The organism is Rhodococcus sp. SG20037 (assembly GCF_031763325.1).
GTDB lineage: Bacteria > Actinomycetota > Actinomycetes > Mycobacteriales > Mycobacteriaceae > Rhodococcus_F > Rhodococcus_F qingshengii.
The window spans coordinates 5,224,831-5,237,793 of record NZ_CP134497.1 but is presented as its reverse complement, the minus strand read 5'-3'; the positions used below and the strand labels follow the sequence as shown (position 1 = coordinate 5,237,793).

The 12,963-nt window shown below is 61.7% G+C and carries 13 protein-coding genes; 12 read left to right on the top strand and 1 reads right to left on the bottom strand.

What is annotated here, in order from left to right; translation table 11 throughout:
* Nucleotides 1-77 precede the first annotated feature (77 nt).
* Together RHP72_RS24045 and RHP72_RS24040 are read left to right on the top strand one after the other, a co-directional pair.
* Entirely contained in the window at nt 78-695 is a 618-nt protein-coding gene (locus RHP72_RS24045) for a TetR/AcrR family transcriptional regulator (RefSeq protein ID WP_007731377.1), read from the top strand.
* Between the two features lie 302 nt (nt 696-997).
* Entirely contained in the window at nt 998-2,149 is a 1,152-nt protein-coding gene (locus tag RHP72_RS24040) for a magnesium and cobalt transport protein CorA (RefSeq protein ID WP_007731382.1), read from the top strand.
* Between the two features lie 88 nt (nt 2,150-2,237).
* Here RHP72_RS24040 and RHP72_RS24035 read toward each other — a convergent pair whose 3' ends face one another.
* Entirely contained in the window at nt 2,238-2,855 is a 618-nt protein-coding gene (locus RHP72_RS24035) for a hypothetical protein (RefSeq protein WP_007731384.1), read from the bottom strand.
* Nucleotides 2,856-2,964: 109 nt separating this feature from the next.
* Here RHP72_RS24035 and RHP72_RS24030 point away from each other — a divergent pair, with 109 nt between their 5' ends.
* The 10 genes from RHP72_RS24030 (at nt 2,965) to RHP72_RS23985 (ending at nt 12,942) form a co-directional block, all read left to right on the top strand.
* Nucleotides 2,965-4,011 carry an ATP-dependent DNA ligase gene (locus RHP72_RS24030; protein WP_039973226.1) on the top strand — a complete coding sequence of 349 codons (1,047 nt, stop codon included), beginning with the start codon at nt 2,965-2,967 and terminating at the stop codon, nt 4,009-4,011.
* On the top strand, nt 4,011-5,051 hold the full coding sequence (gene ligD / locus RHP72_RS24025; RefSeq protein ID WP_003940248.1) for a non-homologous end-joining DNA ligase: 1,041 nt from the start codon (nt 4,011-4,013) through the stop codon (nt 5,049-5,051). The genes RHP72_RS24030 and ligD overlap by 1 nt, the downstream gene beginning before the upstream one ends.
* 78 nt (nt 5,052-5,129) lie before the next feature.
* Nucleotides 5,130-5,645, top strand: coding sequence for a DUF6764 family protein (locus RHP72_RS24020; RefSeq protein WP_037128623.1), 516 nt, complete (start codon nt 5,130-5,132; stop codon nt 5,643-5,645).
* A 108-nt stretch (nt 5,646-5,753) separates the two neighbouring features.
* Complete coding sequence (locus tag RHP72_RS24015) at nt 5,754-6,965, top strand: serine hydrolase domain-containing protein (RefSeq protein ID WP_003940004.1); 1,212 nt, start codon at nt 5,754-5,756, stop codon at nt 6,963-6,965.
* 15 nt (nt 6,966-6,980) lie between these two features.
* Nucleotides 6,981-7,199 carry a dodecin gene (locus RHP72_RS24010; RefSeq protein ID WP_003939815.1) on the top strand — a complete coding sequence of 73 codons (219 nt, stop codon included), beginning with the start codon at nt 6,981-6,983 and terminating at the stop codon, nt 7,197-7,199.
* A gap of 10 nt (nt 7,200-7,209) precedes the next feature.
* Nucleotides 7,210-8,091: a hypothetical protein gene (locus tag RHP72_RS24005; RefSeq protein ID WP_311093912.1), complete on the top strand. Its 882-nt coding sequence runs from the start codon at nt 7,210-7,212 to the stop codon at nt 8,089-8,091.
* 81 nt (nt 8,092-8,172) lie between these two features.
* Nucleotides 8,173-9,855: an FAD-dependent oxidoreductase gene (locus RHP72_RS24000; RefSeq protein WP_209447948.1), complete on the top strand. Its 1,683-nt coding sequence runs from the start codon at nt 8,173-8,175 to the stop codon at nt 9,853-9,855.
* Nucleotides 9,856-10,070: 215 nt separating this feature from the next.
* Nucleotides 10,071-10,994, top strand: coding sequence for a L,D-transpeptidase (locus tag RHP72_RS23995; RefSeq protein ID WP_311093911.1), 924 nt, complete (start codon nt 10,071-10,073; stop codon nt 10,992-10,994).
* Between the two features lie 74 nt (nt 10,995-11,068).
* A complete protein-coding gene (locus RHP72_RS23990) occupies nt 11,069-12,043 on the top strand; it encodes a carbohydrate ABC transporter permease (protein WP_003940557.1) in 975 nt (324 codons plus the stop codon).
* Entirely contained in the window at nt 12,040-12,942 is a 903-nt protein-coding gene (locus RHP72_RS23985; protein ID WP_003939837.1) for a carbohydrate ABC transporter permease, read from the top strand. The genes RHP72_RS23990 and RHP72_RS23985 overlap by 4 nt, the downstream gene beginning before the upstream one ends.
* Nucleotides 12,943-12,963 lie beyond the last annotated feature (21 nt).

Genomic DNA, 12,963 nt, shown 5'->3' with positions numbered 1-12,963 from the left:
TACTACTCAGTATTACTATGCGATGGCGTGGAAACAGTCAAGGGCCGGCAGGCAGTGTGAATGGGAGTGGAAGTCGAATGAGTAGTGATCTTCCGGACGTGCGATCCGCGATCATCACCAGCGCCGCCGACGCCTTTGCCGAAGACGGTTACGCGGCCACGACTGTAGATTTACTGGCCGATCGAATCGGCGCCACCAAAGGTCTTGTCTACTACCACTTTCGTTCGAAGTTCGACATCTACCTGGCAATCTACGAGCGCGGGATGAGCCTGCTCCGCGCTGAGGTCGAGTCTCGGATGGGCGGGGCAGAAAGCGGCCTCGCGCGTCTCGAAGCGATGTCGCACGCCCACCTGGTCAATCTCATGACACATCTCGGGTACCACCACACGATCCACCAAGGCGTCCGGGGCCAGATGAACTCCGCGCTCAAACCGAGACAACAGCAAGTCCTCGTGGAACTGAATTCGCTGCGACTCGATTACGAGAATCTGTTCGTCGACGTGATGACCGAAGGTGTCGCGGATGGTTCCATTCGTGCGGGCTCACCTCGAATGGCGGCAAAAGTCCTCCTCAGCAGTCTCAACGGCATCGACCTCTGGTACCGAAGGCGTGAAGGGCAGACTTTGGCGGAGACGGAGTCGTTGGCGGACCAGATCGTCGAACTGTTGATCGGCGGATTGCGCGCTGCGAACTGACTGAAAGCTGCATTCGTCGAGCGGGTTTCCTCCGACCGGTTCGTGCTGTCCTGCGGCTTGTCGTTCGGTTTGTCCCGCTCTGACAGTCGGGGTAGCATGTTGGCGTCGTGCGCGGACTTGCGTAGGAATTCAGGGAAGAGGAGGTGTGGCTGTAATGCGTGGCCAACCTCCGAGTACCAACTGAAGCTGTAGCCGCCCGGGTTGATCCGGTATTTTGCTGCAGCTTCATCGTGTGTTCATCGGCTTCGGCTTTGCTGTGAAGCAAGCGTCGTCGTTCACTCTTCCCTCGAAAGCTGTTCAGCATGCGCGAATTTCGTCGTTCACGTTCGGTACTGCCGCGTCGTTCCGCGGGGCTCGGTGACTCACATCCCGGACACTCGCGTGCCGCACGCACCGTCGTCAAGGCTGCCCCGCCCGAGGCGGTGGCGCCCGTCGAATCGACCGTCGTCAACAGCGGCGTGTACCGCGACGGCGAGCGGATAGCGTCACCGTCCACGCTGGCGGAAGCACTGTCATGCCTTCCGGATTCGCAGTCGATGGCGTGGATCGGCATGTACCGGCCCGACGACGCCCAGTTGTATGCCGCTGCACAACATTTCGACCTCCACGAACTGGCGGTCGAGGATGCGATCGTCGCGCACCAGCGCCCCAAGCTCGAGCGCTACGGCAAGACACTGTTCGTGGTGCTGCGTGCTGCGCGGTACCGCGACGAGACCGAGCGGGTCGAATTCGGCGAGTTGCACATCTTCTGTGGTCCGAACTTCATTCTGACCGTCCGTCACAGTGAATCGCCGGATCTGTCGGCGGTGCGGACTCGCATGGAGAACGATCCTGACCTGTTGCGGTTGGGTACCGAGGCCGTTCTCTATGCCATTCTCGACGCAGTCGTCGACGGGTACGCCCCGGTGGTGGCCGGACTGCAGAACGACATCGACGAGATCGAAACCGAAGTATTCAGTGGCGATCCCGGAGTTTCGCGTCGCATCTACGAACTGACCCGTGAGGTGATCGAATTCCAGCGGGCGACGCGTCCGCTGCTGGGAATGCTGCGTGGGTTGTCGGCAGGGTTCGACAAGTACCACACGGACGAGGAACTCCAGCGATACCTGCGCGACGTCACCGACCATGCGACGACTGTGGTGGAGCGGGCCGACGGCTTTCGTCAGTTGCTCGGAAACATCCTCACGGTGAACGCAACTCTGGTGTCGCAGAACCAGAACGAGGAGATGCGCAATCTGACGCAGGCAAGCTACGCGCAGAACGAGGAGATCAAGAAGGTCTCGGCGTGGGCGGCAATTCTCTTCGCGCCGACGCTCATCGGAACCGTGTACGGGATGAACTTCGACGACATGCCGGAACTGCACTGGCACTTGGGCTATCCGTTTGCGCTCTCGATGATGTTCCTGACCTGTGGAAGTCTCTACACGATCTTCAAGCGTCGGGGCTGGCTGTAGAAAGCGCCGGCTGTAGAAAGCGCTGTGCGCCTTGCCAACCGAGATCGGTTGGCAAGGCGCACAGGTGTTTTTCGGGAGGGCGCTCGAATCAGAGCGTTGCGACGCAGACCGTGAACTTACGTTCCGGGTGCTCGAATCCCGAGTCTGCCCCCGAACCGCATTCGTCGATCGACGTGGAGTTCTGCAGGATTTCGACGACCTCGACGACGTTGGTGCCGCTGGTATCCGAGCATTCGATGCGGGCGGGCTCATCCATTCCGCTGCCGAGGTCCATGCATCCGCCGACTACCCAGTCGACGTCGAGACAGACAGCGCCCTGCTCGTCACCCGCGAGGGTCTCGTAGTAGTACGAGTCGACATCGGAGGCACACAGATCAGAGGTGGGAACCTTGGCGACCACCTTGTAGTTGGAATCCTTGCTACCGCAGTCCGCGTTGTCGATTTCTGCGGCCGTCGTGGTACCGCCGAGTTTGACGCAATCACCGATCGACACGTCGATGTCGACGTCGCCGCCATCGTCCGAACCCTCCTGGCCGGTGATCTTCGAGGTGGTCGGGGCTGCGGAGGTAGTGGTCGAATCGGCAACCGAGGAAGATGATTCCGCAATGGCTTTCGGCTCGATGTCGGAACCGCAACCGACGGTGAAGGCGGCGATTGCAGAAGTTGCGATCACCGCAGTGCAAAGTCGCCGGACGATTCCGGACATAAGGACCCCTTTGTTGATTCTTGGATAGTTCTGTTGGTTCGTGGATTGTTCGGGACCTATTCCAATACATCGGTAGTCGAATTGCCAACCGGACTGTCAGTATGGGTAGGTGGAGCTACCCCTGATGCCGCCGCTCGCCCCGATGCTCGCGAAGGCTGCGGCCACTGTGCCGCCTCAGCCCGAGTCCGGTGACCCGACGTGGTCGTACGAGCCGAAATGGGACGGATTTCGAGCAATCATCTTTCGTGACGGTGACGAAGTGGTGCTCGGATCGCGAGGAGGAAAGGACCTGGCGCGGTACTTTCCCGAAGCGGTGGAAGCCGTCAAGTCTGAATTGCCCGAAAAATGTGTGGTGGACGGAGAACTGGTGGTTCCCCGTGAGATCGACGGTGTGACGCGCTTGAGTTGGGAAGCGCTCTCCGAGCGGATTCACCCCGCCGCGAGCCGCGTCGCATTGTTGTCGGAACAGACGCCCGCGCAATTTGTCGGGTTCGATTTACTGGCGCTCGGGGATCGCGACGTCTCGATCGAGGACTTCGGGGTTCGACGTGCGTTGCTCCTCGATTGCGTCGGTGGCGGGCCGAGTTGCCACGTCACGGCAGCGACGGCCGACAGCGCCGAAGCAATGGCCTGGTTCGAAACCTTCGAAGGCGCGGGTCTCGACGGGGTTGTCGCCAAGAAGCTGGCGGGACCGTACCTGCCGAACAAGCGCGAGATGATCAAGGTGAAACACGCCAGGACCGCGGATGTCGTACTGCTGGGCTACCGTCCCCACAAGAGTCAGCCAGGTATCGGGTCGATGCTTCTTGGTCTGTACGACGGTTCCGAATTGAAGATGGTCGGTGGCGCTTCTGCTTTCACCGCGGCGCGGCGGATCGAGTTGTTGGCCGAACTCGAACCTTTGCGCCTCGGGGACGACGTTGTAGCCGAGGGAGAGGCCAGCCGGTGGAGATCGGCCGCAGACCGCTCCTGGATTCCGCTTCGTCCTGAGCGGGTGCTCGAAGTGGCGTACGACCAGATGGAAGGGGAACGCTTTCGGCACGCTGCACGATTCCTGCGCTGGCGTCCGGACAGGGTGCCCGACGAATGCACATTCGATCAGTTGGAGGTTCCGGTGCGATACGACTTCGCGGATGTTCTTGCAGGCGGTAAGTGATGGCGAGCCCGGCAGAGGAACTGGACGTCGACGGGATCGCGGTCCGATTGTCGAGCCCGGACAAGATCTACTATCCGCAGTTGGGTGAGGACGGCGGAACCAAACGGCATCTTGTCGAGTACTACCGAACGGTGGCGCTGCAGGGTGCAGCGTTGCGGGCGCTCCAAGATCGGCCAACGCATCTTCAGCGATTCCCCGACGGCATCGAGGGCGAAGAGGTTTACCAGAAGCGGCTGCCGGCAAAACGGCCTGAGCACGTCGAATCCTGCGAGGTCACGTTCCCGTCGGGTCGCAAGGCCGACGTCCTTCGAGTGCGAAGTGCTGCGAACATCGTGTGGGCCGCCAATCTCGGGACTGTCACGTTTCATCCCTGGGCCGTGCGGTGCCCGGACACCGACCACCCGGACGAACTGCGCATCGATCTCGATCCGCAACCGGGGACCGGGTTCGACGAGGCCGTTGCCATCGCGGACGAGGTCCTTCGCCCTCTGCTCGCTGAGTTGGGATTGGAAGGATTTCCCAAGACGTCCGGTGGCCGAGGCCTTCACGTCTACATCCCGCTCGAGGCGCGCTGGGATTTTGTCGAGGTCCGTCACGCGGGTATCGCCCTTGCTCGTGAAGTCGAGCGTCGTAGTGCCGATCGCGCCACAACCGCGTGGTGGAAGGAAGAGCGGGGTGAACGGATCTTCATCGACTTCAATCAGAATGCCCGTGACCGGACGATCGCGGCGGCGTATTCCGCTCGTAAGACGCCGATCGCAACTGTGTCGACGCCGGTGACCTGGGACGAACTGCGCGACGTGCATCCAGACGACTGCACCATCGCCACGGTTCCCGGCTTGCTCGCCGATCGTGGTGATCCGATGGAAGCCATGCACGACAAGGCCTTTGCCCTCGATGTTCTGTTGGAGATGTGGGAGAAGGATCTGGCGGCGGGACTGGGCGATCTGCCGTACCCGCCGAACTATCCCAAAATGCCCGGTGAACCCAAACGTGTTCAACCGAGCAAGGACCGCGATCGGAAGAACAAAGACGGGTAGCGTCAGAGGCGGACATATCGGGTAATTCGATCAGACGTCGAATGTACGGTCACGTCGAATGCACTGTGGGGGTTGGATATGGATCGCCGGAAAATGCGAGCAGCAAGCTTAGCGGCGGGCGGCGTGATTCTTGCCGCCTTCGGATTGTCACTCGGTAGCGGAACAGCGTCAGCCGCGACGTTGGATTGTTCGGCGCGCGGGCAAGATCAGACGATCGTCGACGGATCATCCGCATGCCGAGCGGTGGCAGATCCCTCCAGTTACGCGATTTCACACGTCGAGGGCGACGGTGTCGGCGTCGCGGATTCTCGAGACGGTGGCAGGTCGGCGGGCGTCGGACTCTTCGGCGGCGTTGCTGCGGCGGAGTCGCGCGGTGGGTTACTTGCCGCCGTTGCGTACGGCCCGGGTTCGCTCGCACTCGGTCGCACCGACTCCTCACCCTTTGCCGTGGTGCTCAGCGGACCTGGTGGCAGAGCGGCGGTGGGTGACGCGGACGTCGGGGCGATCTGCTCAGGTGGTCCCACCCTTGTTTTCAATATCGCCACAGGTCAGGGATGTTTCAGCGACGGCACTTCGACGTGGGTCACCCCGTGAGGGCACCCCGGCCCTGAGCCTCTTGCGTGACAGTGGTCACAATGGTGTCAAGCTCCTGCCACCGATCAGGTGACCGGGCAACTTGATCAGCGGGGATCGGAGGACGCGATGACTCCCAGTGCACGACGGGGTTCGCTCGCCCGGGTGGAGGTGCCTTCGCGCACCGAGCTGTACGTGGACCGGCGATTCCTTCCCTTGGCCGACCGCTTTTTCGCGATGTATCGCCAACCGCAACAAGGCGGCGGCGCGCTGGTCGTGTACCTGGGCGGTGAGAAAGTGCTCGACATCTGGGCCGGCAATGCCGATCGTGATCGGCGCTGGGACCACGACACGGTGTCGCTGTCGTTCTCGACCGGCAAAGGCGTCGCCAGCACCGTCGTTCACCGACTCGCCGAACGTGGGTTGATCGACTACGACGCTCCGGTTGCTCGGTACTGGCCTGAATTCGCGGCGGCCGGCAAGGACAAGATCACCGTCCGTGAACTGATGTCACATCGCGCGGGCCTTCACCGAGTTCGCGGCTTGATGCCGCATCCTCTCGACCTGATGGACTACGACGCGGTCGTTGCCGCCCTGGCTGCCGAGAAACCGGATCCGCGTCGGCTTCGAGGCCCCGGCTATCACGCTGTGACCTACGGCTGGTTGGTAGCCGAACTTGTGGCCAGGGTGTCCGGTCAGCCGTTCATCGACGTCGTACAAGCGGAGATAGCGAAGCCCCTCGGAGTCGACGAATTCTGGTACCGCGTACCCGAAACCGAGCGTCCACGGATCGCGAAGCTGTTCCCACATATCAACCCTGCCGGCTTGAACTGGGCCTTCGCGTCGACCGTGCTCTCACACGTCGGTCCGACTCGCGGACTCGCGGAGGCCGCGATGCCGGACGGTTTCGACGTCATGGTGCGCAACCCGGCTGTCCACGACGCCGTCATGCCGGGCTGGAACGGAGTGTTCAGCGCGCGTGCTCTCGCGAAGATGTACGGCGCCATCGCGAACGGCGGCGTGATCGACGGGAAGCGGTTCCTGAAGGAATCGACCATCGACCAGATGTCGACCATCCAGACTCGCGATCGGGATTACGTGCTGGCGGTGCGGCCCAACTGGACTCTCGGTTACCACCCGCCGATCATTGCCGCGCGGCGGCAGCCGCGGAATGCGATAGGCCACTACGGAGTCGGCGGTTCAGGCGCGTATGCGGACCTGTCCAGCGGACTCTCGCTCGGTTTCACCACCAACAGGTTGGGTAGTGCTGTGACAGCTCTCGGTGATCTTCGCCTTGCGAGGCTCGGCGCCGAGGCGCAGGAGTTGGTTCGTCGAATCTGACACGAAGGGAATGCCATGAGCAGCAACGTGTACCGGGTGACCGAGATCGTCGGCTCGTCCACCGAGAGCAGTGACGCGGCAATTCGCACCGCCATCGCCCGGGCGAACGAGACGGTGCGCAACCTCGAATGGTTCGAGGTGGTGGAAACTCGCGGTCACATCGAGAACGGCGCCGTGGCGCATTTCCAGGTCACGTTGAAGGTCGGCTTCCGGCTCGACGGCGACGAATCTTGAGTCGTCGTTCATGAGTGTTGATCTCAGGGCGGCCGTCGGGTTCATGGCGGGACATGCCAGAACTCTCGATCGGCATCGACTGAATTTGATTCTCGGACAGGGTGACCGGACCACGGCATTGGCGGCTGTGGACAGTTATCGCAACCCGGACGGTGGGTACGGCTGGGGACTCGAACCGGATCTTCGCTCGGCATCGAGCCAACCTGGCGGCGCGCTGCACGCCTTCGAAGCCTTTGCCGACATCGGAACGCCGACGCCCAGAGCCATCGAGCTGTGCGACTGGTTGCAGACCAAGTCGCTGGCAGACGGCGGTTTGCCGTTCGCCTTCCCGATCGCCGACCCGGCCGGTTGTGCGCCCTTCTGGGTGGATGCGGATCCGTTGGCGCCGTCGTTGCAGATCACCAGCATCGTGTGTGCTGCAGCGGCTCGCGTTGCCGAATTCGACGAGGCCGTCGCCGAACATCCGTGGTTCGCCTCTGCCGTTCGATATTGCCTCGACGCGATCGACGGGGCGGATTCTCTGCATGCCCTCGAGCTGGCCTTTGCCTTGCAGTTTCTCGACGCGGTTCACCGGAACAGTCCCGAAGCGTCGTCGTTGGTGAGCACTCTTGGTTCGCGTATCCCGGCTGACGGCTTGGTTCACGTGGACGGGGGAGCCGAGGGCGAATTCATGCGGCCCCTCGATTTCTCACCGCTTCCCGGCGGCCCGACCCGCGCGTTGTTCGACGCATCAGTGATCGAGTCCGAACTGTCTGCGCTCGCTGCGCGACAACATGGCGACGGCGGTTGGGCGGTGGATTTCGACAGCTATTCGCCCGTCGCGGCGTTGGAATGGCGAGGTCACGCCACCGTGCAGGCGGTGTGGCTGCTGAAGCGCAATGGGGTGATCTGAAAACGATTCTCGCGCCAAATTGGAACACGTTATAGTCTGGGAACCAGTTCGAGCTTCGTGTTTCAGGGATAGGGGAATGTCATGGCGTATGTGATCACGCAGCCGTGCTGCAACGACGCCTCGTGTGTTGACGTGTGTCCGGTCAATTGCATTCACCCCACACCGGACGAAGCCCCGTTCGCGACCACCGAAATGCTCTACATCGATCCCGACACCTGCATCGATTGTGGTGCGTGTGTGGACGAATGCCCGGTCGAGGCGATCTTCCCGGACAACGAACTCGACGAGGACGACGCGCCGTACCTGCAGATGAACGCGTCGTACTTCGAGAAGCATCCGATGGGCCCGGATTGGCCCGAGCCGATCACGATGGCCAAGATCGATCCCGAACTGGGAACGCTGAAAGTGGCGATCGTCGGCTCCGGCCCGGCCGCCTGCTACGCGGCGATGGAACTGACCGGCAAGCCTCGCGTCGAGGTCGACATGTTCGATCGACTTCCCACTCCATACGGTTTGGTGCGCGCCGGCGTGGCGCCAGACCATCCCGGAACCAAGGGGGTCACCGATCAGTTCCGCGCCGTCGTCGCGAAGAAGACTGTGCGCTGCCACTTCAACGTCGAGGTGGGCACCCACATCTCGCATTCGGAACTCTTGGACCATCACCACGCAGTGATCTACGCGGTGGGCGCTGCCGGGGATCGCAAGCTCGAGATCCCGGGCGAGGATCTGCCGGGAAGTCACGCCGCCACCGAGTTCGTCGCCTGGTACAACGGCCACCCGGGATATGCCGATCGGACTTTCGATCTGTCCGGCGAGCGAGCGGTGATCGTCGGAAACGGCAACGTCGCACTCGACGTCGCACGCATCCTGGTGACCGACCCTGACCAGCTTGCGAAGACGGACCTCGCCGAGCACGCATTGGAAGCGCTGCGGAACAGTAAGATTCGTGAGGTGGTCATTCTCGGGCGTCGTGGGCCGGCGCAGGCCGCGTACACCAATCCCGAACTGTTGGCGCTCGGACAGATGGCGAACGTGGACGTAGTCGTCGACCCGATCGAAGCCGAACTCGACGAGGCCAGTCAGGCGTTCGTGGACAGCGATGCCGCCGAGCCGTCCGTCCTGCTCAAGGTCAAGCAGGCGCAGGAATTTGCTTCGCGTACCGCAGATCCTTCTCGCAAGCGGATCGTTCTCCGGTTCCTCACCTCTCCCGTCGAGGTCCTCGGCGACGGTGCAGTCTCACAGGTGCGGATCGTGAAAAACGAATTGGTGGCAACGCCGACCGGTCAGCTCTCCGCCCGGCCTACCGAAACCGAGGAGACGATCGACACTTCACTGGTGCTTCGGTCGGTCGGATACCGCGGCACACCGATGGCCGACTTGCCCTTCGACGACGCTCGCGGCGTGATCCCCAACGAGAACGGCAGAGTAATCGACACCGAGACCGGCACGCCGATCCCGGGTGTCTACGTCGCGGGTTGGATCAAGCGCGGACCGACTGGCGTGATCGGCACCAACAAGTACTGCTCCGCCGAGACCGTGTCGATGATCTTCGACGACTTCGCTGGTGGGCGCCTCGCCACCCCGACCGAGGATGCCGACAAGTTGCAGGTTTTGTTGGCAGACCGGTCGCCGGATCAGGTGGACTATCAAGGTTGGCAGCGGATCGACAAGGCAGAACGCGCATCCGGTGCCGCAACCGGACGACCGCGAACCAAACTCATCTCCATCGAATCCATGTTGGCGGCTGCCCGCAGCGACGGATAGCAACGTTTGGGCGAACATCCGAATTGCTCGATTGCCGCTTTTGTGTGTTAATGACTATGGAAATGTGCGGTTTGCTCTCTTCGGCGTGCTCGGGTGTGTAGGTGTGCTCCGAGCGGTGCGTCCGAATGGTGCATCGGCATCGGTACCAGGCGGGTATCGATGCCGGCCGCGCACGATCCACGTGAGTACGTGGTCAGTCGAGCGAAGGTAGTGACATGGGCAGCAAACAGGGTCGTCGGACGTCACGGGTTGCCGTGGCAATCGTCGGAGCAGTGGCCGCCGGCCTCGCTCTGGCCGGACCCTCCGCGGCTGTTCCGCTCTTTCCCGGTGGACCCGACATTCCGTTGCCCGTGATCCCCGGCGTTCCGTACCTCGACCCGGCAATTCCGGTTCCGGGCATCCCGGGTACGCCGATCCAGGCGCCCATCGGCGTCCCCAACTTCTCCGCGCCGTCGCTCAACCCGTCCGCGGGTGAGACCGTCGGTATCGCGCAGCCGATCATCATTCGTTTCAACGAGGCAGTCGGCGACCGTGCCACGGCCGAGCGCGCGATTCGCGTGACCACCAATCCTCCGGTCGATGGCAGCTTCTACTGGATCAACGACAGTCAGGTCCGTTGGAAGCCGGCACAGTTCTGGCCGGCGAACATCTCCGTGACCGTCGACGCCGGTGATTCGCACTCCACGTTCAACATCGGTGACGCACTCGTCACCGTCGCGGACGACAACACCAAGCAGGTCACCGTCACCCGCAACGGTGAGGTCGTGCGCACCATGCCGACGTCGTTCGGCAAGCCGGGTCACGAAACACCGAACGGCACGTACATCGTCGGCGAGCAGTTGCGCGACATGTACATGGATTCGTCCACGTACGGCGTCCCGATCGATTCTCCCGAGGGTTACCGCACCTACGTCGAGTACGCGACACGAATTTCCTACAGTGGCATCTTCGTCCATGCCGCTCCGTGGTCGGTTGCGCAACAAGGTTTCACCAACGTCAGCCACGGCTGCCTCAATGTCAGCACCGAGGACGCCAAGTGGTTCTTCGAGAACGCAGGCAAGGGTGACCCGGTGATCGTGCAGAACACCGCAGGTGGAGTCCTCAGCGGCGCCGACGGATTGGGCGACTGGAACCGCTAGACATCGACGAGGAAGGCCCTGCGCGAGAAGTATTCGCGCAGGGCCTTTTTCGTGTCGCGTTCAGCTCGAGTGTCTTGTACGTTCACCATTCATTCGTTGCGGGCGGTCAGACTGCCTCAGTGAGATCGAGTCCGGAAAGAACGCTGCCCACATCAGGCAAGCCAGGTCTGTGGGGCAGACCATGGCGTGATTACGCGCTGTTCGCGCTCTTGGTAGGTCCCAATCTCGCGTTGCTGATCTTGTTCACCTATCGCCCGCTGGTGGACAACATCCGACTTTCGTTCTTCGACTGGAACATTGCGGACCCGAAGGCGACGTTCATCGGGCTGAGCAATTACCGCGAGTGGTTCGGACGAAGCGACACCTGGCAGATCGTCACCAACACAGTGGTATTCACATTGGTCACAGTGGTGGGTTCGATGGTCATCGGTTTGGCGTTGGCCATGCTGCTCGATCGCAAGCTCGTCGGGCGAAACCTGGTCCGGTCGGCCATCTTCGCGCCGTTCGTGATCTCCGGTGCAGCGATCGGTGTCGCGTTTCAGTTCGTCTTCGACCCCAACTTCGGCCTGATCCAGGATCTCCTGCACCGTGTCGGACTCCAATCGCCCGACTTCTATCAGGATCCCCACTGGGCGCTGTTCATGGTGACGGTGACATACATGTGGAAGAACCTCGGGTACACGTTTGTCATCTATCTCGCTGCACTGCAAGGAGTTCGGCAGGAGCTGAACGAAGCTGCCGAAATCGACGGCGCCAAGCCGTGGACCAAGTTCCGCCGGGTTCTCCTACCTCAGTTGCGCCCGACGACGTTCTTCCTCTCCATCACCGTCATGCTCAACTCGCTCCAGGTCTTCGACATCATCAACGTCATGACCCGAGGTGGTCCGCTGGGTACAGGGACGACAACGATGGTCTACCAGGTGTACAACGAGACGTTCCGAAACTTCCGGGCGGGCTACGGTGCGACGGTTGCCACCATCATGTTCCTGATCCTGCTGATCATCACCGTCTACCAGGTTCGTGCCATGGATCGGGGAGAAGAGAAATGACAGCGGTAGAGGAAAAGAAAAGCGCTGCTCCGACTTCCGTCGTTAGGCCGGGGCCGGACCGCAAGAACGTGGACCGGCGTGAGGTCGGTGTGAAGATCCTCGGCTATGCGGCAATGGTGATCGCGTTGGTCATCATCGTCCTGCCGCTCTACTGGATCGTGATGACCTCGTTCAAGGAGCGCCCGGAGATCTACACGCAGCCGGCAACGTGGTGGCCGTCGTCGCTGCATCCCGAAAACTATTCGGAAGCAACCACATCGGTCCCGTTCTGGATGTTCTTGCGGAACTCGATAGTGATCACGACGATTCTGTCGGCGGCGAAGTTCGTTCTGGGGACTCTCAGCGCCTATGGGCTTGTTTTCCTGCGCTTCCCGGGGAAGAACTTCGTCTTTCTCGGAATCATCGCCGCATTGATGGTTCCGAACCAGATCACCGTGATCTCGAATTACGCGCTCGTGGCAGAGTGGGGCTGGCGTAACACGTTCCAGGGCATCATAGTTCCGCTCGCGGGTGTAGCCTTCGGTACGTTCCTCATGCGCAACCACTTCCTCTCGATCCCTTCGGAGATCGTCGAGGCGGCGCGGATGGACGGAGCCGGCCACTGGCGGTTGCTCTGGCGCGTGGTGCTCCCCGTTTCCGGACCCACGATGGTGGCGTTCGGCATCATCACGGTGGTCAACGAATGGAACGAGTACCTGTGGCCGTTCCTCATGTCCGACGATTCCTCGGTAGCACCGCTGCCGATCGGATTGACCCAACTGCAGAACAACGACGGACTTACCAACTGGGGTCCGGTCATGGCAGGAACGGTGCTGACGATGCTACCGATCCTGGTGATTTTCCTTCTGCTGCAAAGACACATGATCAAGGGCCTCACCTCCGGTGCGGTCAAGGGCTGACAGCTTTCCCGTCACATTTCT